General features: G+C 51.8%; 17 protein-coding genes and 1 pseudogene. 10 read left to right on the forward strand and 8 right to left on the reverse strand.

The features are described from left to right. Positions 1-137: 137 nt before the first annotated feature. The 6 genes and pseudogenes from WES_RS23420 to WES_RS20195 all read left to right on the forward strand — a co-directional run. A pseudogene (locus tag WES_RS23420) lies at positions 138-254 on the forward strand (aldose 1-epimerase); the annotation flags it as partial. A 140-nt stretch (positions 255-394) separates the two neighbouring features. Continuing rightward, positions 395-994 (forward strand): glucose-1-phosphatase, encoded by a 600-nt coding sequence (gene yihX, locus WES_RS20215; protein WP_016160053.1) that lies wholly within the window; start codon positions 395-397, stop codon positions 992-994. Next, positions 988-1860 carry a virulence factor BrkB family protein gene (locus WES_RS20210; RefSeq protein ID WP_000920721.1) on the forward strand — a complete coding sequence of 291 codons (873 nt, stop codon included), beginning with the start codon at positions 988-990 and terminating at the stop codon, positions 1858-1860. Before yihX ends, WES_RS20210 begins: the two co-directional genes overlap by 7 nt. After that, positions 1857-2294 (forward strand): D-aminoacyl-tRNA deacylase, encoded by a 438-nt coding sequence (gene dtd / locus WES_RS20205; protein ID WP_000560983.1) that lies wholly within the window; start codon positions 1857-1859, stop codon positions 2292-2294. Before WES_RS20210 ends, dtd begins: the two co-directional genes overlap by 4 nt. Before the next feature lie 44 nt (positions 2295-2338). After that, entirely contained in the window at positions 2339-3280 is a 942-nt protein-coding gene (gene fabY / locus WES_RS20200) for a fatty acid biosynthesis protein FabY (protein ID WP_001297068.1), read from the forward strand. Positions 3281-3711: 431 nt separating this feature from the next. Beyond that, the gene (locus tag WES_RS20195) at positions 3712-3909 is read left to right on the forward strand and encodes a ribbon-helix-helix domain-containing protein (RefSeq protein ID WP_001251295.1); all 198 of its coding nucleotides are present in this window, start codon (positions 3712-3714) and stop codon (positions 3907-3909) included. Positions 3910-4261: 352 nt separating this feature from the next. On the opposite strand, the gene fdhE is transcribed toward WES_RS20195, so the two are convergent. Genes fdhE through fdnG form a run of 4 tightly spaced genes read right to left on the reverse strand, consistent with a single transcriptional unit; the run spans position 4262 to position 9785 of the window. Next, a complete protein-coding gene (fdhE, locus tag WES_RS20190; RefSeq protein WP_000027708.1) occupies positions 4262-5191 on the reverse strand; it encodes a formate dehydrogenase accessory protein FdhE in 930 nt (309 codons plus the stop codon). Next, on the reverse strand, positions 5188-5823 hold the full coding sequence (gene fdoI / locus WES_RS20185; protein WP_000829031.1) for a formate dehydrogenase cytochrome b556 subunit: 636 nt from the start codon (positions 5821-5823) through the stop codon (positions 5188-5190). Before fdoI ends, fdhE begins: the two co-directional genes overlap by 4 nt. Continuing rightward, the gene (gene fdoH, locus WES_RS20180; RefSeq protein ID WP_000331377.1) at positions 5820-6722 is read right to left on the reverse strand and encodes a formate dehydrogenase O subunit beta; all 903 of its coding nucleotides are present in this window, start codon (positions 6720-6722) and stop codon (positions 5820-5822) included. The genes fdoI and fdoH overlap by 4 nt, the downstream gene beginning before the upstream one ends. Positions 6723-6734: 12 nt before the next feature. Continuing rightward, a complete protein-coding gene (gene fdnG / locus WES_RS20175) occupies positions 6735-9785 on the reverse strand; it encodes a formate dehydrogenase-N subunit alpha (protein WP_010723259.1) in 3051 nt (1016 codons plus the stop codon). A 193-nt stretch (positions 9786-9978) separates the two neighbouring features. Here fdnG and fdhD point away from each other — a divergent pair, with 193 nt between their 5' ends. The 4 genes from fdhD (at position 9979) to WES_RS20150 (ending at position 16522) form a co-directional block, all read left to right on the forward strand. Then, positions 9979-10815, forward strand: coding sequence for a formate dehydrogenase accessory sulfurtransferase FdhD (fdhD, locus tag WES_RS20165; protein WP_000753604.1), 837 nt, complete (start codon positions 9979-9981; stop codon positions 10813-10815). A 311-nt stretch (positions 10816-11126) separates the two neighbouring features. After that, positions 11127-12962, forward strand: a complete 1836-nt coding sequence (locus WES_RS20160) for an ATP-binding protein (RefSeq protein WP_000105783.1) — start codon at positions 11127-11129, stop codon at positions 12960-12962. A 1-nt stretch (position 12963) separates the two neighbouring features. After that, positions 12964-15270: a tetratricopeptide repeat protein gene (locus tag WES_RS20155; RefSeq protein ID WP_016160052.1), complete on the forward strand. Its 2307-nt coding sequence runs from the start codon at positions 12964-12966 to the stop codon at positions 15268-15270. 211 nt (positions 15271-15481) lie between these two features. After that, on the forward strand, positions 15482-16522 hold the full coding sequence (locus WES_RS20150; protein ID WP_010357067.1) for a YiiG family protein: 1041 nt from the start codon (positions 15482-15484) through the stop codon (positions 16520-16522). An 81-nt stretch (positions 16523-16603) separates the two neighbouring features. On the opposite strand, the gene araD is transcribed toward WES_RS20150, so the two are convergent. The 4 genes from araD to lyxK are packed head-to-tail and all read right to left on the reverse strand — an operon-like array spanning position 16604 to position 20301. Beyond that, positions 16604-17299, reverse strand: a complete 696-nt coding sequence (araD, locus tag WES_RS20145) for an L-ribulose-5-phosphate 4-epimerase (protein ID WP_000893150.1) — start codon at positions 17297-17299, stop codon at positions 16604-16606. After that, a complete protein-coding gene (locus WES_RS20140) occupies positions 17293-18153 on the reverse strand; it encodes an L-ribulose-5-phosphate 3-epimerase (RefSeq protein ID WP_016160051.1) in 861 nt (286 codons plus the stop codon). Before WES_RS20140 ends, araD begins: the two co-directional genes overlap by 7 nt. Next, on the reverse strand, positions 18146-18808 hold the full coding sequence (gene ulaD / locus WES_RS20135) for a 3-keto-L-gulonate-6-phosphate decarboxylase UlaD (RefSeq protein ID WP_000089507.1): 663 nt from the start codon (positions 18806-18808) through the stop codon (positions 18146-18148). Before ulaD ends, WES_RS20140 begins: the two co-directional genes overlap by 8 nt. Continuing rightward, positions 18805-20301: an L-xylulokinase gene (gene lyxK / locus WES_RS20130; RefSeq protein WP_000196063.1), complete on the reverse strand. Its 1497-nt coding sequence runs from the start codon at positions 20299-20301 to the stop codon at positions 18805-18807. Before lyxK ends, ulaD begins: the two co-directional genes overlap by 4 nt. Position 20302: the final 1 nt, after the last annotated feature.

Raw genomic sequence — 20302 nt, forward strand, 5'->3', positions numbered from 1 at the left:
ACACGGAGAAAATCCGCAATCGCGTCAGTGTTGTTGTGACCAATAACACTTTCAGCACAGGCACTCGCCATTACCCATCGCAATGCCTTTCCCAGCCATCCTCAAAATAAAGGCTATGATTTCATCCAGCGCGATGCACCTGGGTTAACCCGCTTACCCAGGCACCTGACGCAATAAATCTAACGCCGGAATTTGTGACGCCAGATAAGCCGCTGGTCATAGAAACTCGTCGGCCATTTACGCCTGAATCTTAACCATTCATCTATTGTGAAAAAGCCAGTGAAATTACTCTGCTTTTTCGCAATCAGCGTCACAAGATTACCCATATTGCCACATAGCCAAACCCCTCCTTTCCCGCTACAGTTAATTTCCTGTGGCGAGAAAGGAGGCAAAAATGCTCTATATCTTTGATTTAGGTAATGTGATTGTCGATATCGACTTTAACCGTGTGCTGGGAGCCTGGAGCGATTTAACGCGTGTTCCGCTGGCATCGCTTAAGAAGAGTTTTCATATGGGGGAGGCGTTTCATCAGCATGAACGTGGGGAAATTAGCGATGAAGCGTTCGCAGAGGCGCTGTGCCATGAGATGGCCTTACCGCTAAGCTACGAGCAGTTCTCCCACGGCTGGCAGGCAGTGTTTGTCGCGCTGCGCCCGGAAGTGATCGATATCATGCATAAACTGCGTGAACAGGGGCATCGCGTGGTGGTGCTTTCCAATACTAACCGCCTGCATACCACTTTCTGGCCGGAGGAATACCCGGAAATCCGCAACGCTGCCGACCATATCTATCTGTCGCAAGATTTAGGTATGCGCAAACCGGAAGCGCGAATTTACCAGCATGTTTTACAGGCAGAAGGTTTTTCACCAGATGAGACGGTCTTTTTCGATGACAACGCCGATAATATAGAAGGGGCTAATCAGCTAGGCATTACCAGCATTCAGGTAAAAGATAAAACCACCATCCCGGACTATTTCGCGAAGGTGTTATGCTAAAAACCATCCATGAAAAAGCCAGGCATCGTACCCGTCCGCTATGGGCCTGGCTGAAACTACTCTGGCAACGCATTAATGAGGACAACATGACAACCCTGGCAGGTAACCTTGCCTATGTGTCGTTGCTCTCATTAGTGCCGCTGGTTGCCGTTGTTTTTGCGCTTTTCGCCGCTTTTCCCATGTTTTCCGACGTCAGCATTCAGTTGCGTCACTTTATTTTCGCCAACTTTCTGCCTGCCACCGGCGATGTTATCCAGCAATATATCGAACAGTTTGTTGCCAATTCCAACAAGATGACCGCCGTCGGGGCATGTGGCCTGATCGTCACGGCGTTATTGCTGATGTACTCCATCGATAGCGCACTTAACGCCATCTGGCGCAGTAAACGGGTGCGTCCCAAAATTTACTCGTTTGCCGTGTACTGGATGATTTTGACGTTAGGGCCGCTGTTGGCAGGTGCCAGTCTGGCGATCAGTTCCTATCTGCTCTCCCTGCGCTGGGCGAGCGATCTCAATACCGTCATCGACAATGTGCTGCGTATTTTTCCGCTGCTGTTGTCGTGGATCTCCTTCTGGCTGCTGTACAGCATTGTTCCTACCATCCGCGTACCTAACCGCGACGCTATTGTCGGCGCGTTTGTCGCCGCGCTCCTGTTCGAAGCAGGAAAGAAAGGTTTCGCGCTTTATATCACCATGTTCCCGTCGTATCAGCTCATTTACGGCGTACTGGCGGTGATCCCCATTCTCTTCGTCTGGGTCTACTGGACATGGTGTATCGTCTTGCTTGGCGCGGAAATTACTGTCACTCTCGGGGAATACCGCAAACTAAAACAAGCAGCTGAACAAGAAGAAGACGACGAACCATGATTGCATTAATTCAACGCGTAACCCGTGCCAGCGTCACCGTGGAGGGAGAAGTGACGGGCGAAATTGGCGCGGGACTTTTGGTGTTATTGGGTGTCGAAAAGGATGACGACGAACAGAAAGCAAACCGTCTGTGCGAGCGTGTGCTCGGCTATCGCATCTTTAGCGATGCCGAAGGCAAGATGAATCTCAACGTGCAACAGGCCGGCGGCAGTGTGCTGGTGGTTTCCCAGTTTACCCTTGCCGCAGATACCGAACGAGGGATGCGCCCAAGTTTCTCCAAAGGCGCATCACCGGATCGCGCAGAGGCGTTATATGACTATTTCGTCGAACGCTGCCGTCAGCAGGAGATGAACACGCAAACAGGACGCTTCGCTGCGGATATGCAGGTATCGCTGGTCAATGATGGCCCCGTGACATTCTGGTTGCAGGTATGAGCCAGCTTCCAGGGGTATCACGGGAAACAAGAGAGAGTATCGCTATGTATCACCTTCGGGTTCCACAAACAGAAGAAGAATTAGAGCGTTACTATCAGTTTCGCTGGGAGATGTTGCGTAAACCCCTGCATCAACCAAAAGGTTCGGAACGCGACGCGTGGGATGCGATGGCGCATCACCAGATGGTCGTTGACGAGCAGGGTAATCTGGTGGCGGTAGGGCGGCTGTATATCAATGCCGATAACGAAGCCTCCATCCGTTTTATGGCGGTACACCCGGACGTGCAGGACAAAGGGTTGGGGACGCTGATGGCGATGACGCTTGAGTCGGTGGCGCGTCAGGAAGGTGTTAAACGCGTGACCTGTAGCGCCCGCGAAGATGCGGTGGAGTTTTTCGCCAAGCTGGGGTTTGTGAATCAGGGAGAAATCACCACACCAACTACCACGCCCATTCGTCATTTTTTGATGATTAAACCTGTCGCTACTCTGGATGATATTTTGCATCGCGGCGACTGGTGCGCACAGCTCCAGCAGGCGTGGTATGAACACATCCCATTAAGTGAAAAAATGGGCGTGCGTATTCAGCAATATACTGGGCAAAAATTTATCACCACCATGCCGGAAACCGGCAATCAGAATCCGCATCATACGTTATTTGCCGGGAGTTTATTCTCGCTGGCAACACTCACCGGTTGGGGGCTTATCTGGCTGATGCTGCGTGAACGTCATCTCGGCGGAACGATTATTCTGGCTGACGCGCATATTCGTTACAGCAAGCCGATTAGCGGTAAACCTCATGCGGTAGCCGACCTCGGTGCGTTAAGTGGCGATCTCGACCGTCTGGCGCGCGGGCGTAAAGCGCGGGTGCAAATGCAGGTTGAAATCTTTGGCGACGAGACGCCTGGTGCGGTGTTTGAAGGGACGTATATCGTTCTTCCCGCTAAGCCATTTGGCCCGTATGAAGAGGGCGGGAACGAAGAAGAGTAGGGTGGACGTTTTAATTAAAGACCGGTTGGTGGTGGCACTGACCGGTCAGTTACGGATGATTAATTTCACCTTAATCTCCGGTGCTGTAAAGAAGCTGACTTTTTTCGGGTACACCACCTGGATGATGCAAATGAAGACCCAATCAAAAAAATATTCTTGAATATAATATATTCATAACACCCATAACTCATCCTTATTATTTATTGTCGCTTTTCTGTGGGAGTGTCCCCGCCTAATTAAGAGTAATAAATTATTCTGGGCGATAACTAAGCCATTTTTGAGTAACAATTAAAATAATTGCAACTGTTGTATTATTTCTGGAAAACGTCTCGCAAAAACAAAACCGTATGAAAAAATAAGCTTTCGTCAGTTAATTTTTCGGCGTAATTTTCGCACATACATTAATGAGTAATTTATGTAAGGTGGTGAAAATGGCGATGAATACGGTTTTTCTTCATTTATCAGAAGAGGCAATTAAACGGCTGAATAAGCTCAGGGGCTGGCGTAAGGTTTCGCGATCTGCAATTTTACGCGAAGCGGTAGAGCAATATCTGGAGCGTCAGCAATTTCCGGTGCGTAGGGTAAAAGGCGGCAAGCAAAGGAGTGAGGCAGTAGGTGTTGAAGAATAGTGTAAGCTGCGCGAGGAATGGTAATGGCAAAAATGATACCAATCAGAATACTGAAAAGTGCGCGTTGTTCATACCGGATGCGGCTTGCACGCCTTATTCGACCTACAAAATCATGCCAATTCAATATATTGCAGTTTTTGGGGTAGGCCTGATAAGCGTAGCGCATCAGGCAATCTTACGTTTGTCATCAGTGACATACCAATAACCTTATCGATGTGTTGCTGGGAAAATTGAGACCAAACAGGCACTGACAGCATGGACTTGAATTGGTAACGCGGAATACGAGAGATGGTGTATCACACCTTATGAGCTGTAATCCGGGCGACCTGCGCCACCCGGAAAACGTCAGAGATTACTCTCCTTCACCCGGAAACAGGAACGGGTTGATGGAACTACGGGCATAGCCTTCTTGCTCCATTCGTGCATCCAGTACCAAGGAGGCGAGGTCATCTGCCACGGCTTCAACTTTCGGCTCTTTTTCCTGATAAAGAATCTTCAGGTAAGTGCCACAGTCATCGCAGCTTTCGGCTTTAATCGCGGCCTGTTCGTCATCCAGCGACCAGTAATGCAGTTTGCCGCTCTGCTCGCAGTTGCTGCATTTTACGCGCACCACGTGCCATTCGGTTTCGCACAGGTTGCAGTGCAGATAACGCAGACCCTGAGTGGTGCCAATTTGCACCATGCTGGACACCGGCATAGAACCACAAACCGGGCAATATTGACGTTGTTCGCCGTATTCTGCGCGGGCTTTGCCGGGGATCAGGTTAGCCATTTGCGCCCAGTAGAGCGACAGCGCGGCCCAGATAAACGGTGCTTTATCGCTGCTGACGGAGGAGAAATCAGAGGCAAACAGCGCGCTGGCCATATCTTCCAGCTCCTGGGTTGATGCCTTCTCCAGATTCTCAATCACGGCCAGCGCCGGACCGCTCATTTCAGGTTTCAGCTCGGCAATCAGCGCCATCAACAGTTTTTGCCAGTGCTTATCGCGCGGCAGAACGTGAATATCCAGCGGTGGCTTGCCTTGTGCGCTGGCTTCTTTAATGCGTGCAGTCAGATCCATCTCCAGCGGATGGTCGTACAGCACCACTTCCTGGGCGTGGGCGATAAGCGCAGCAAAGCGCAGGTAATCACCCAGCGGATTATTTTCTGCCAGTTCGCGCAGACGCTCGGCGCGGCGGTTGTACAAATTTTTGAGCCGAGGGAACAATAACGGCGGAATCATATCCGCCGTACGTTTCTCGCTCGAACCCAGCTCATCTTGCGGGATTATGCGAATACTCATTCAGCTTTCTTTTCCGTTGTCTTGCGGACTTCACGATACCAGCGTGGATGGTGTTTCTTCGCCCATGCGCTGGTAACCCATCCTTCCACCATGGCGGTAATCGTGCCTTTCACCCAAAGGGCGGCGTAGATATGCACCATGATAACCACAATTAACGCTACTGCGGCAAATGAATGCAGCATTAACGCGAATCGGATCACCGGGATTGAGAAAGCAGGCGCAAAATAAGGACGCCAGATAATCACACCGCTCACCAGCAGCAGAACCAGGAAAATAATCGCTGCCCAGAAAACGCATTTCTGACCGAAGTTATAACGCCCGGTGTCACCTACTTCCTCGTTGACGACGATCTTACGAATATTCTTCGCCCAAAAGATATCATCCCGATTGATTAGGTTGTGATGCCAGTAACGGAAAAACATGATGATGAACGAGGCAAACATAACCACGCCGACAAACGGGTGCAGAATTCGCGCCAGCTGCGGTGTGCCCATGATTTGCATCAACCAGTTGAAGGATGGGAACAAAAAGCCCAGCCCACTCACCGCCGCCAGGATGAAGCAGAAGGCGGTTACCCAGTGGTTGATACGTTCCGGCGCGGTGTAGCGCACGATGGTGTCACGTCGTTTCATTTGCGCTCCTCGTCTTTCTCTTCGTGCAGATTGTTCTCTTCCTCATCCGCACGGTTCGGGCCGACACCCACGTAGTGGAAGATACTGGCCGCAAAGGTAGCCGCAAAGCCAACAGCCGCGAGCGGTTTCCAGATGCCTTTCCAGAATTTCACTGTTTCGCTGATTTCCGGGTTCTCCGGCAAGCCATGATACAGATTCGGCTTGTCAGCATGGTGCAGCACGTACATCACGTGTGTACCACCGACGCCAGCCGGATCGTACAGACCCGCATTGTCGTAACCACGGGTTTTCAGCTCAGCCACACGCTCGCTCGCCAGCGTTTTCATCGACTCTTTCGTACCGAAATGAATCGCGCCCGTCGGGCAGGTCTTCACACAGGCCGGTTCTTGCCCAACCACCACGCGGTCAACGCATAGCGTACATTTGTAGACGCGGTTGTCTTCCGGGTTGAGGCGCGGAATATCGAACGGACAGCCCGCAATGCAATAACCGCAGCCAATGCACTGCTCGGACTGGAAGTCGACGATGCCGTTGGCATACTGAATAATTGCACCTTCCGCCGGACACGCTTTCAGGCAGCCCGGATCGGAACAGTGCATACAGCCGTCTTTGCGGATCAGCCATTCCAGTTTGTCATTCTGCTCCACTTCCGAGAAGCGCATTACCGTCCACGATTTGGCGCTTAAATCATTGGGGTTATCGTACACCCCAATGTTATTGCCGACGGTATCGCGAATGTCGTTCCACTCTGAACACGCCACCTGACAGGCTTTACAGCCGATACAGGTGGTAACGTCGATGAGTTTCGCCACTTCTTCCTGGAAGTCCCGCGCCTGAGGCGCGGGGGTCAGACCGTTAGTCGCGGAACGACGAATGATATCTTGAGATTGATAAGCCATATGTCGTCTCCGTTACACCTTTTCCACATTCACAAGGAAGGACTTAAACTCCGGCGTCTGCGTGTTCGCATCACCGACGAATGGCGTCAACGTATTGGCAATAAAGCCTTTTTTCGCCACGCCTTCATAGCCCCAGTGAATCGGAATACCGATGGTATCGATATCTTTGCCGTTCGCTTTCAGCGTGCGAATACGTTTGGTCACCACCGCTTTGGCTTTGATATAGCCACGGTTGGAGGAGACTTTCACGGTATCGCCCTGAGCAATGCCAAGTTTATTCGCCAGCGACTCACCGATTTCCACAAACTGCTCTGGTTGCAAAATCGCGTTCAACAGCGCGTGTTTGGTCCAGTAGTGGAAGTGCTCGGTCAGACGATAGGTGGTTCCGACATACGGGAACTTATCGGCTTTACCCAATGCTTCAGCGTCATCTTTAAAGATACGCGCAGCCGGATTCGAGATAACGTTTGGATGCAGCGGGTTAGTCCCCAGCGGCGTTTCAAACGGCTCGTAGTGTTCCGGGAACGGACCTTCCGCCATCTTATCGAGAGCAAACAGACGCCCCATGCCTTCCTGCTGCATGATAAACGGCCCAACGCCGCTGCCCGGAGGCGCTGCGCTGTAGTCCGGAATATCCCAGCCGGTCCACTTGGTGCCGTCCCATTTCAGCAACTGACGCTTCGGATCCCACGGGTTACCCTGCGGGTCTGCGGAGGCGCGGTTATACAGGATGCGGCGGTTAAGCGGCCATGCCCATGCCCAGCCCAGCGTGTTACCGAGGCCAGACGGATCGGCGTTATCTCGGCGTGCCATCTGGTTGCCTTCCGGCGTCCAGCTACCGGCGAAAATCCAGCAGCCACAGGAAGTTGTACCATCATCGCGCAGTTGGGCGAACGAACTAAGTTGTTGGCCTTTCTTGACGATAACCGCACCGGTTGCTGGATCGGTAATATCGGCCAGCGCCTTACCGTTGCTCTCCATCGCCACTTCTTCTGAAGATGGCTCATGCGGAATGGCGTAGTTCCAGGTCATGTTCAGTACCTGATCCGGGTTCGCGCCACCCTGTTCGGCATACATCTTGCGCAAGCGCAGGAAGATACCGGAGAGGATCTCGCCGTCGGTCAGTGCAATCCCTGGGGCGTCCGCACCTTTCCAGTGCCACTGCAACCAGCGACCGGAGTTAACGATAGAACCGTTCTCTTCCGCGAAGCAGGTCGATGGCAGGCGGAACACTTCGGTTTGGATCTTCGACGAATCAACTTCGTTCAGCTCACCGTGGTTCTGCCAGAAGTTAGAGGTTTCAGTGTTCAGCGGGTCGATGGTGACGAGGAACTTCAGTTTCGACAGACAACCGATCACTTTGTTTTTGTTCGGGAATGAGGCAACAGGGTTAAAGCCCTGGCAGATATAGCCATTGACCTTGCCCTCTTTCATCATCTCGAAGTATTGCAGGACGTCGTAACCTTTATCCCACTTCGGCAACCAGTCAAAGCCCCAGCTATTTTCCGCCGTCGCTTTATCACCAAAGAAGGCCTTCATCATTGAGACGAAGAATTTCGGATAGTTGCCCCAGTAGTTTACCTGGCCTTCCAGCAGCGGTTTCGGCGTGTTGGCGGTAAGGTAAGTTTGCAGGTCGGTCTGCTTCTCGCTTGGCAGCGTCATGTAACCCGGCAGGCTCTGCGACAGCAGCCCCAGATCCGTCAGCCCCTGAATGTTGGAGTGACCGCGCAGGGCGTTAACGCCGCCACCTGCCATCCCCATGTTGCCGAGCAGCAGCTGGATCATCGCCATGGTACGGATGTTCTGCGCACCAACGGAGTGTTGCGTCCAGCCGAGCGCGTAGAGGAACGAGGCGGTTTTATCGTGTGCACTGGTTTCGGCGATGTATTCGCAGACTTTCAGGAACGCGTCTTTTGGCGTACCACAGATGTTTTCAACCACATCTGGCGTATAACGGGAAACGTGCTGTTTCAGCAAGTTCCACACGCAGCGTGGATGTTGCAGCGTGGTATCGCGTTTGGCGAAGCCGTTTTCGTCCAGTTCGTAAGTCCAGGAGGATTTATCGTACTTGCGTTTTTCCGCGTCGTAGCCGGTGAACAGGCCATCTTCAAAGCCGTAATCTTCACGCACGATCAAGCTGGCGTTGGTATAGGCTTCGGTGTATTCGCGGTTGAATTTTTCATTGTTCAGCAGGTACAGCAATACGCCTGACAGGAAAGCAATGTCAGTACCGGAACGAATAGGGGCATAGTAGTCAGCCACCGCCGCCGTACGCGTAAAGCGAGGATCAATCACAATTAGCTTCGCGCCGTTGTGAATTTTGGCTTCCATCGCCCAGCGGAATCCTACCGGGTGAGCTTCAGCGGCATTACCGCCCATCACCACGACGAGGTTGGCGTTCTTGATGTCGACCCAGTGGTTGGTCATCGCACCGCGACCAAATGTTGGAGCAAGACTTGCTACCGTTGGTCCGTGTCAGACACGCGCCTGGTTGTCGACCGCGAGCATACCCAGCGCGCGGGAGAATTTTTGCGTTAAATAGCCGGTTTCGTTACTCGACGCGGAAGCACACAGCATCCCGGTGGAGAGCCAGCGGTTAACAGTCACGCCTTCGGCGTTTTGCGCAATGTAGTTCGCATCGCGGTCTTCTTTCATCAGTTTGGCGATGCGATCAAACGCCTCTTCCCAACTGATTTGCTGCCATTTATCAGAACCAGGCGCACGGTATTCCGGGAACTTCAGACGGCTTTCGGAGTGGATGAAATCCACCAGGCCAGCGCCTTTCGGACAAAGTGCACCACGGTTGACCGGGTGATCCGGATCGCCTTCGATATGGAAGATAGATGCTTTGGCGTTTTTTGCTCCGTCACCGAGGCTGTACATCAACAGCCCGCAACCAACAGAACAATAGGTGCAGGTATTACGGGTTTCGCGGGTGCGCAGCAGTTTATACTGCCTTGTTTCCGCGAGTGCTACGCTGGGTGCAAAGCCCAGTGCCGCTGCCGTGGTGCCTGCCATACCGCCAGCGCAGATCTTAAAGAACTGCCTTCTGCTGACCTGCATGGATTGCTCCTTGTTTCGACATTGTCACGTCCCATTTACATTCGCTTGCTGCGTGTGCAGGGAGTGGGAGTTATTTTTCTTTGCGGAAGGGGCCGCAAAGGTCCAGAATTGGCTCAATTTCCCTCCATCCAGGAAGGGTTTGTAACAGAATACCATAATCTTGGTGTGTGTGTTCTTATCTGGTTAAGAGAAAGTGAAAAAAACACAGCAAAAAGAAATCAAAAATGTGACAAATATCACGGGAATGCGACAAATTGAGTTATGGCAGCGTGACGATTTACAACATTCCCGGCTTGATGAAGTCGCGGAAGAAGTTCCCGTTGCGTTGGTCTACAACGGCATTTCGCACGTAGTGATGATGGCTTCGCCAAAAGACCTTGAACGCTTTGCGCTTGGTTTTTCGCTTTCCGAAGGAATAATCGAAAGCCCGCGTGATATTTTCGGCATGGATGTTGTTCCCTCGTGTAATGGTCTGGAAGTGCAAATCGAACTTTCCAGCCGTCGCTTTATGGGGTTGAAGGAGCGCCGCCGGGCGCTGGCGGGGCGTACAGGCTGTGGCGTGTGCGGCGTGGAGCAACTTAATGACATCGGTAAACCGGTGCAGCCGCTGCCGTTCACCCAGACGTTTGATCTCAACAAACTGGATGATGCATTACGCCATCTCAATGATTTCCAGCCCGTGGGGCAACTGACCGGTTGTACCCATGCCGCAGCCTGGATGTTGCCGTCTGGCGAACTGGCGGGCGGACATGAAGATGTGGGTCGTCATGTGGCGCTGGATAAACTGTTAGGTCGGCGGGCGCAAGAAGGTGAACGTTGGCAGTCGGGGGCGGTGTTGGTTTCCAGCCGCGCCAGCTATGAAATGGTGCAAAAATCGGCGATGTGCGGAGTAGAAATTCTGTTTGCGGTGTCTGCCGCGACAACGCTTGCCGTAGAAGTCGCCGAGCGATGTAACCTGACGCTGGTAGGTTTTTGTAAGCCGGGACGGGCGACGATTTATACCCATCCGCAACGGTTGATTCATAATTAAAGAAATACCGCAATTCTGATTCTGGATTGCGGTTTTATTTTTTTATTAAATAATGCTGAATATGTTATTCAGCATTTAAATAATAATTTCACCACAAGAAATTATCTCGTTAACTCCGGTTTATATCGATATACTCCAGTCGCATTAATCCTTTAAGAATTAATCATTATTTATATAAGACATTTTGTTTTAATCATCGCGTCAATAAATAAATGTTTCCGATGAGTGAATGAAAATAACAAACCTTGCACCGGTTGTAAAAAACAGCAATGTATTTTCAATAGTGGGTGATGGATTATGAGTATTGAAAAATGAGTACATTACAGTTACCTGGCAGTTCATATTCTACAGAAGTTAATTTAAACGGCTTAATTGAGGTGCTCAGTAAGCATCTTTACTCCACCCCCGTGGTCGCCGTGCGGGAATTAGTGCAGAACGGGCATGATGCGATCGTGCGCCGCAGGATTGAGCAACCCGATGCGCCAAATGATAACTCTATTCGTGTGGTGGCAGACGTGGCGAAATCCACCATCACCATTAGCGATACCGGCGCGGGTCTGACAGAAAGCGAAATTCACGGCTTCCTGGCTACAGTGGGCGTGGGTTATACCCGAATGCTGCGCCAGCAGGATGACAATACCGGTTTAATTGGTATGTTCGGCCTCGGTTTTTTGTCGGCATTTGTACTGGCAAAAGAGGTCACGGTGTTGACAACATCCTGGCAAACGCCGGATCAGAGCTGGAAATACCACTCTACCGACGGGCAAAAATATACCGTTACAGCGCATCAGACCTCGGAGCCGGGGACGCAGGTGATTCTGACGCTCAAAGAAGAGTACAGCCATCTGGCGAGTAACAATTTGCTGAACCGCGTCCTTTCCCGCTACTGCATATTGCTGCACGAACCGGTCTATGTGGGGGACGCCAGCGAGCCGGTGAACAAACTCCAGCCACCGTGGCGTGAAGAAACGCCAGACGGCGTAACGATGCACCGTGCGCTGGTACAGCGTAAAAATCTCGCCTTTGCCGCCCAGTTTGAATCTTCTTTTGAACCTATTTGCACCATTCCGGTGGTGCCAGCGGGAATGAGCGATGCAGTTGGAATTTTATGGATTCAGGATGGCGCAACCTACGGTACCAGCGATAACCGCAACCTGTCGCTGTTTTTGCGCGGCATGTTACTCGATGACGAAGCGCGTGAGCTGTTACCGCCCTGGGCCGGTTTTATTGGCGGCGTGATTGAGTCATCGAAACTGACGCCGACGGCGAGCCGGGAAGATCTCCAGCGCGACGAAACCTGGGTCGCGGTGCAGGAGGCGTTAAAAGAGGCGCTGATTTCTGGTTTATCCGATCTCGCACAAAATCAGCCAGAAATCTGGCGACGGGTATTAATGCGCCATAACGAAGCGTTGCTTGGCGCAGCGTTGTGTGATGACCGTCTGTTTGATTTGCTCAAAGACCGTTTACAGGTGCCAACGTCAAAAGGCGCGCTGCTGGCGAAAGATTTACGCGTTAATAACAGCATTCATATTCTGTTAAGTCGCGACGGCGGTTTCGAAGAGATGCTGTTCCACATTCTGCAACGACCTGTTGCTCGTGGCGATCGCTATGCCGTGGTGCCATTTTTACGCCGCTGGGCGCTGTTATATCACTGCCGGATTATTGAAGTCGGTACGCAAACGGGCAATGAGCAGTTGTTCAGCCTGGCGGAATTACCCGAAGAGCAGGTTGCTTATCTGGAAGAGCATCTCTGCGATGGCGAGCAATTAATTATCTCGCGCTTTGAACCGGCCGTTTTACCATTAGTGGTAACGCCAGATCGGGAAGCGGAATTAAAACAAATTCTTGAACAGGATGACGCGGATAAACGTATTAGCACCGCAGCGTTAATGCTGGCACGGCAATTTACCTCGCAAATCCAAAAGACCAAAACGTCAAGTCTGTATATCAATCTCAATAACCCCTGCATCATGCAACTGGTGACGGCATTACAACATCAGCAACAGCCAGCGGCGGCATTACGGTTATTAAAATCGCTGAAAGTAATTTTGTGCTCCAGCGGTAATAAAGAACAGCAGTGGGATTTACACCAGGCGCTGGATGATTTTACTCAGGTTATTCCTGTCTTAATTAATCAAGGAAAATAAAATGGATACATGGGAGTGGTACAACAAATATAGCCAGGAGTTGCGTGATGCCGGGCAGGAGTATATTCCGCAGATAATTGATGATTTTTCTGAAGGTGTTTTACATCTGCAAATGGAAAAGTGCGATTCGTTATTACCGGAAATGAAAGCACTGAATCAGGTGGCAAAAAATCCGTGGCTGGAAATATTTATCGGACACTGGGAGATGCGCCATCGTCTGACCAACTACGAAGAAGGCGAAAAAGTGCTGCCTGACGTGGTGGCGCTGTTTGAAAAAGCGCATCGGGAAGAGGCGAAAGATTGCCCGCAATCTATCTGCGTTACGCAGGATTTATCCGCCTGCTACGAGAATATAGATGCCCCAGGCTGGGCCAATGAACGCATGGCGGTGTGTGAAGAAACCATCGCGCGCATTGATCCGACCTGGAGCTGCTTTATGTGTTTATCCTGCGAATATGCCAGTGCGCTGATGGATTCCAACAGAACAGAAGAGGCGTTGGTTTATATCGACAGGCAAATCGACGCGGTAAAAGCATCGGGGAGTGAATATTTAGAAGCACTGCTGGCAACTCGTGCCGATATTTTGGTTGCCCTTCAGCGTTACGATGAAGCACGTGAAGTGATTGATGAACTGGCAAAAGAGAATGATTATTGGGGACGCGACCGCATCAATTATCAACTCAAAAAACTGTACATCATGGCGTTATGCGGGCAGGACAAAGAAGTCTGGGAGGAATTGCCGCGTTGGTCAGATCTGACTCCCTATTCATGGGGACTATGGCTGAAGATTATTACTGAATTACTGCCCCGCAATCCACAGAGAAACCACTGGCAACTGGCGCGAATCATCCAAAAAATGCTGGAGCACCGTTCACAGGCCGGGGCGCACCGCAAAGTGGTTGATCTGGCGAAACTGCAAATCACTCTGGCACTGGAGCGTGAATCCGTCTGGATTGCCAAAATGGCGATGAAGCTGGCTCAGCGGCACATACCGAAATTACGCGCGTTATTGGGGGTTGATCGCGAGTTTCTCGAACTTAGTGAAAAAATTGCCGCTAAAGAGGCGGAACTGCTTGCTCGCCCGGTTGTTGAATCGCCTGAAAATAGCGATGAAGAAACGCAGCCTGACCCCGAAAAAGACGTCGAAATATTCCGCCGTGCTTACCTGAACACGCCAGATGATACGGAATTGCTGGGTAAACTGGTCAATGCGTTAAAGGCTTGCAATGCGATTGATGAGTCGATTGAACTGCTGCAAAGCTATGTTGAAAGCCACATCCAGGAAGATAACGGCCTTTGCTTCGATCTGCTGGATCTCCTGCTACACCGTGGCGATCAGCAAGCGATCGAACAACTGGCGAAGCAGTATGAACGGGCTGGGCTACTACATATGGCCTTGTGGTTCCGCGCGCGAGTGATCAACCAACAGGAAGACTGGAGTGAACTGGAGTCGATTGGGCAACAGTTGCTGCAAAATGAAAAAGGGCGTGAGTGGATCGGCGTTTATCGCATGTGCTCCTGGGCAGCACAAAAACAGGAAGCCTGGGATCGGCAGCTGGATTATTTACAGCAATTGCAGCAACTTATGATTAGCCGTGAAGAAGATATTCGCAATCTCCAGTGGGATATCATGGCGACCGCCAGCATCTTACAACAGTGGGATTTGGTGCGGACTATCGCCGCAGAACTGGAAATCGAACTCACGGAAGGTGAAGGTTTTATTGACGAAAAATGGGGGTTACTGAATATCCGTTTCCGGGAAAACTTCGAATACCGCTATTACTATGCCCAGCGGATTGGACCGGTAACGGCAAGGATCATTGAACCAACCTACCGGACCGATTACCCACAACATGTTGATGAAATTGTCGTTTTCGATGCGGAGATGTTGAATACCCGGCCTGAAGATGAGGAAGAACAGAAGAATTTCACGCCGCTTTATGGCTGCCTGAAAACCATTATCCCGACTGAATACGGCGAGTCCTGGTTCTGCGAAGGCGTTATGCCTGGTGAAGAACAGTTTAATGCCTTCCGTGAGGCGCTACGTGAACGAAACTGGTACTACTGGAGCAACAGTAACGATGACTATACGTTAACGGACAGCCATCAGGGAGAAGATGCCGAGCCACTGCCCGCGTTATATTTTGTTATCAGCGCGCCGCGTTCGGTTGCTAAAGCTAATATTGATAAAACGCTAAGTGAGTTAACCGCAGACTGGGAACATCCGTTGTGTTGGTGGCGACTTGCCAAAGAAGCCGGAGCGAACGAAGAGAAACATGCTGCTATTTCTGAACGTTATGGGATGTAATGCAGGTTTAAATAATGGGGGGCAGAAACTTCCCTCCCGCAATGGTTGAACTGTTAATTGAATTAAGTCCTGTAATTTAGATATAAAATTACAGGACTTATTCATTCAGTGAATTGTAGCTATTTATTTATAAACAAAACGCGTGTAGTGACGCTTTCTTTTTTCCTTTATTATATTCACTCTCTTATTTATCTATTTATAAGGCAATTAAATGAAAAGGAATTTATTATCTTCAGCTATTATTATCGCCATAATGGCCCTCGGTATCACCGGATGTGATGATAAAAAAGCCGAAACAGAAACTCCCCCGCCCGCCAATAGTCAACCTGCCGCACCAGCTCCTGAAGCCCCCGTTGCAAAAGCAGAAGCTAAGCCTGAAACGCCTGCGCAACCGGTGGTCGATGAACAAGCGGTTTTCGACGAAAAAATGGATGTCTATATCAAGTGCTACAACAAGTTACAGATCCCTGTACAGCGTAGTCTGGCGCGTTATGCGGACTGGCTGGAAGATTTTAAACAGGGGCCTACCGGTAAAGAGAGGACTGTCTATGGCATCTACAGTATTAGTGAATCCAATCTCTCAGAGTGTGAGAAAGGCGTGAAAAGTGCTGTGGCGTTAACGCCTGCACTGCAACCTATTGACGGCGTGGCGGTGAGTTATATCGATGCTGCCGTGGCGTTGGGTAATACCATTAACGAAATGGATAAATATTACACCCAGGAAAATTATAAAGACGATGCGTTTGCCAAAGGGAAAACGCTGCACCAGACATTCTTAAAAAATCTTGATGCCTTTGAACCTGTCGCAGAATCTTATCATGCGGCAATTCAGGAAATTAATGATAAGCGCCAGCTTGCGGAACTGAAAAATATTGAAGAAAGAGAAGGGAAAACATTCCACTACTACTCTCTGGCAGTCATGATCTCAGCGAAACAAATTAATAACCTGATCTCGCAAGATAAGTTTGATGCCGAAGCGGCAATGAAGAAAGTGACTGAGCTGGAAACGCTGGTGGCGCAGGCCAAAGAAGCGGATAAAGGTGGCATGAATTTCTCATTCATCCATTCGGCAGACCAATATCAGCTTGAGGCTAAAAAATATGTTCGCCGCGTAAGAGATAAAGTCCCGTACTCTGACTGGGACAAAGAGCAACTTCAGGACGCAAACTCAAGCTGGATGGTCGAAGACTCTTTCCCGAGAGCGTTACGCGAGTACAACGAAATGGTCGATGATTATAATCGCCTACGTTAAACGTTTCTGATTCTTGTGCGCAATGTAGTCGGGAGCATATCAATTCATAGTACCGGGGCGATGAAGCCCCGGCGTGAGAGATTACTGCCCGTAATAGGCATTAGCCCCGTGCTTACGCAGATAGTGCTTATCTAAGAGTTCATTTTGCATGGCAGGAAGCTGCGGCGCGAGCTGGCGCGAGAACAGCCCCATATACGCGCACTCTTCCAGCACCACAGCATTATGCACCGCATCGGCGGCGTTTTTACCCCAGGCGAACGGGCCGTGAGAATGCACCAGTACCGCCGGGATTTGTGCCGGACTCCTGCCGCGCTCTTCGAAGGTTTTAATGATCACTTCGCCAGTCTGGTATTCATACTCACCGTTGATCTCCTCTGCGGTCATCTGGCGCGTGCAGGGGATCGCACCGTAAAAATAGTCAGCGTGAGTCGTACCCCAGGCAGGGAGATCAATCCCTGCCTGCGACCAGATAGTGGCATGGCGCGAGTGGGTATGCACAATGCCGCCAATTTCTGCATAGCGGCGATAAAGCGCCAGATGCGTTGGCGTGTCGGAAGAGGGCTTTTTGCTGCCTTCCACCACCTTACCGCTGGCTATTTCAACCACCACCATATCGTCGGCGGTCATCACGTCGTACTCGACGCCGGAAGGCTTGATCACCATCCATTGTCGCGTCTTATCTACTGCGCTGACATTGCCCCAGGTGAACGTCACCAGATGGTGAGCGGGAAGCGCCAGATTCGCCGCCAGCACGTCGGCTTTCAGTTGCTCTAACATATAAAACCAGCCTCCTGCATACGCGCTTCAATCCAGCGCCGCGCCTGAATAATCTCCAGCACCGGTTCTTTGGCTTTTTCGGTCCACATCTCAATCAGGAAAGAACCGCGATAGTTCAGTTCATGCAGCGTTTTGAAGATGCCAACGAAATCGACGCAGCCTTCGCCAAACGGCACATCACGGAACTGTCCGGGGCTTTGCTCGGTGACTGGCAGGGTGTCTTTCAGGTGAATAGCCGCGATACGGTCAATGCCCAGTTTCAGTTCTGCGGGAACATCATTACCCCAGGCGCTGAGGTTGCCGACATCCGGGTAGACGGTGAACCATGGCGAGGCGAGCATCTCGTCCCATTTTTTCCATTTGCTGATGGAGTTCATAAACGCGGTGTCCATAATCTCCACCGCCAGCATCACTTGTGATGCCGCCGCCTGTTCAACCGCCCACGCCAGTCCTTCAGCAAACCGTTGCCGGGTGCCTTCGTCATGGTCTTCGTAATAGACGTCGTAGCCCGCCAGTTGAATGGTGCGAATACCAAGGTCGCGCGCCAGGCGAATCGCGTTACTCATGATTTCCCGCGCCCGCTGGCGCACCGCCTCGTCGCGGCTACCAAAAGGGAAACGGCGATGGGCAGACAGGCACATTGACGGAATAGCAATGCCCGTTTCGATCATCGCGGTAACCAGCGAAGCACGTTGTGCGGCGCTCCAGTCCAGGCGTGACAGACGTTCGTCGGTTTCATCCACCGACATTTCGACAAAATCAAAACCGCAGCTTTTTGCCAGCACCAGTCGCTCCGGCCAGGAGAGATCTTTCGCCAGCGCCTTTTCATAAATACCTAACGGATGATTACGCACGTGCGCCTCCCCAGATTGAGTCGATTTGCGCATGAAAATCAGCGGCCACCTGCGCCGGATTTGCTGCGCCTGCCAGCGCCCGCCCGGCAATAAACGCTTTCACGCGGATATCTTTAAACAGCGGCAGGTCAGCAGGGGTAATCCCGCCAGTAATAGAAAGTTCGAGGCCGATATCAGAAAGAGCCTTCATACGCGCCAGATCCGCCTCGCCCCATTGCTGCCCGCTGGCCTGTGCGTCGCGACCACGATGATAAATCGCCTGCCGTACACCAATGCGATGCCAGTCACGTGCGTCGTCCAGTGTCCAGTTGCCGAACAGCTCTATCTGGATTTCACCGCCGCAGTGTTGCGCCATCGCGTGGCCTTTTTCCACCGTGGCGAGCGGCGCGGCGCAGATGATGGTCATCCAGTTGGCGCCCGCGCCAAACGCCTGTTGCGCGAGCGTTTCACCGGCATCAGCGACCTTCCAGTCAGCGACGATGATTTTGTTCGGGCACTGTTCACGCAAGGCTTTCACCGCGCCAAGCCCTTCGTTTAAACAGAGAATGGTGCCCGCTTCGACGATATCGACGCTGTCTTTTAACCGCGTCACGTCGCGCTGCGCGGCTTCAAGTGATGAGTGGTCGAGAGCCAGTTGCAGAAGTGGTCTGCTCATAGTGTGTGTTCCTTAATGCGGGTGTGATAACCCTGAAGTGCGGCAATGAGTTGCTGATAGCGTTGATATTTTTGTTGGTAATGCTGATGCGCGGTCATGTCCGGCAGTAATGTGCGTAGCGGATGTTGCGAGCTGTGCTGGGCCTCGCTGAAGTTGCGATAAACGCCCGTACCGACACGGGCAGCGAGCGCCGCGCCAAAGCATCCCGTTTCTTCCACCTGCGGCAGCTCGATACGCAGACCGCTGACGTCCGCCAGCATTTGCATCCAGACATCGGAGTGCGCCGGACCGCCAGTCACGCGCAGGGTGTGAACAGCGGTAAAACGTTCACGCATCCGGTTGAGGTGGGTCATGTGGCTGAACACCACGCCTTCATAAATGGCCTGCAACAGGTGCGCGCGGGTGTGAATGGCCTGCATCCCGTAGAAACCGCTGGTCATCTCAAGTCCGGCGTTACTGCCGTACAGGAACGGCAGGAAAAAGAGATCGCCTCCGGCTTTCGGCAAGCTGGCAACGGCCTGATTAATCTCAGCAAAAGAGATTTCTCCCCACTGCGCGGTAAACCATTCGAGATTGCCGGAAGAGGTAGGGCTGGCTTCGTGAACGATAAATTGACCGTCATTAACGTAGCGGCCATAGACATACGGATGCGCTTCACCGTCACGTAAACCGCTGGTTATGCCGCTGGTCACCGCCCAGGTTCCCATCACCGCATTGAGGGTAGATTCGTCTTCGATCCCGGCGCAGAGTGCGGTGGAAACCACATCAAAAAGGCCACCGACAACGGGCGTACCCGCTTTCAGACCGGTCTGTGCGGCTGTCTGAGCGGTGATCTCCCCGCAGATTTCGGCAGATCCAACAACAGGCGGCAGGGCGTGGTTGATTTCACCTATCCCCAGCCAGTCGGTGAGGCACGGGTCATATTCCCCAAGACTCATGTTGTAGAGATTGGACTCGGAAATATTGCTTTCTTCGCAGCCTTTGACGCCGGTTAAACACCAGCGCAGGTAGTCGTGCGTCATCATCACGCAGCCAATTTGCGCATAACGCTCAGGTTCGTGCATTTTCAGCCAGCGTAACAGCGACACCGGATGCCCGGTCCACAAGGTTTGGCGGGTCAGCGGGTAGAGTTTTTCCGGGACGCCATCTTCCTGCCAGCAACGGACGATTTCCATCGCCCGGCGGTCAGAGGACAAAATGGCGTTACCTAGCGGTTTGTTATTTTTATCGAGTAAAAACAAACCTTTCCCTTGTGCGGAGATACCGATACCCACAATTTGCTCCCCGCTAACGCCGGAATGGGTAAGCAGGGCGCGAATGACAGCCATGCAGCATTGCCACAGTTCTGCCATATCGCGCTCTGCCCAGCCTGGCTGCGGGCTTAATGCGCACAGCGGCAGGCGCTGCACGCCCGCCTCCCGGCCTTCGCGGTCATACAGTCCGGCTTTCAGCCAGCTACCGCCACAATCTAACCCCAGCCAGTATTGCGTCATG

It is taken from the genome of Escherichia sp. KTE31, from assembly GCF_000407925.1.
In the GTDB taxonomy this organism is placed as follows: domain Bacteria; phylum Pseudomonadota; class Gammaproteobacteria; order Enterobacterales; family Enterobacteriaceae; genus Escherichia; species Escherichia ruysiae.

Bases quoted from the DNA above. Each gene is read 5' to 3' on its own strand.
- ulaD (WP_000089507.1), bottom strand. From the start codon at position 18,808: ATGAGCAGACCACTTCTGCAACTGGCTCTCGACCACTCATCACTTGAA.
- WES_RS20155 (WP_016160052.1), top strand. From the start codon at position 12,964: ATGGATACATGGGAGTGGTACAACAAATATAGCCAGGAGTTGCGTGAT.
- fdoI (WP_000829031.1), bottom strand. From the start codon at position 5,823: ATGAAACGACGTGACACCATCGTGCGCTACACCGCGCCGGAACGTATC.
- fdhE (WP_000027708.1), bottom strand. From the start codon at position 5,191: ATGAGTATTCGCATAATCCCGCAAGATGAGCTGGGTTCGAGCGAGAAA.
- WES_RS20160 (WP_000105783.1), top strand. From the start codon at position 11,127: ATGAGTACATTACAGTTACCTGGCAGTTCATATTCTACAGAAGTTAAT.
- yihX (WP_016160053.1), top strand. From the start codon at position 395: ATGCTCTATATCTTTGATTTAGGTAATGTGATTGTCGATATCGACTTT.
- WES_RS20150 (WP_010357067.1), top strand. From the start codon at position 15,482: ATGAAAAGGAATTTATTATCTTCAGCTATTATTATCGCCATAATGGCC.
- fdoH (WP_000331377.1), bottom strand. From the start codon at position 6,722: ATGGCTTATCAATCTCAAGATATCATTCGTCGTTCCGCGACTAACGGT.
- WES_RS20210 (WP_000920721.1), top strand. From the start codon at position 988: ATGCTAAAAACCATCCATGAAAAAGCCAGGCATCGTACCCGTCCGCTA.
- WES_RS20195 (WP_001251295.1), top strand. From the start codon at position 3,712: ATGGCGATGAATACGGTTTTTCTTCATTTATCAGAAGAGGCAATTAAA.
- fabY (WP_001297068.1), top strand. From the start codon at position 2,339: ATGTATCACCTTCGGGTTCCACAAACAGAAGAAGAATTAGAGCGTTAC.
- araD (WP_000893150.1), bottom strand. From the start codon at position 17,299: ATGTTAGAGCAACTGAAAGCCGACGTGCTGGCGGCGAATCTGGCGCTT.
- lyxK (WP_000196063.1), bottom strand. From the start codon at position 20,301: ATGACGCAATACTGGCTGGGGTTAGATTGTGGCGGTAGCTGGCTGAAA.
- dtd (WP_000560983.1), top strand. From the start codon at position 1,857: ATGATTGCATTAATTCAACGCGTAACCCGTGCCAGCGTCACCGTGGAG.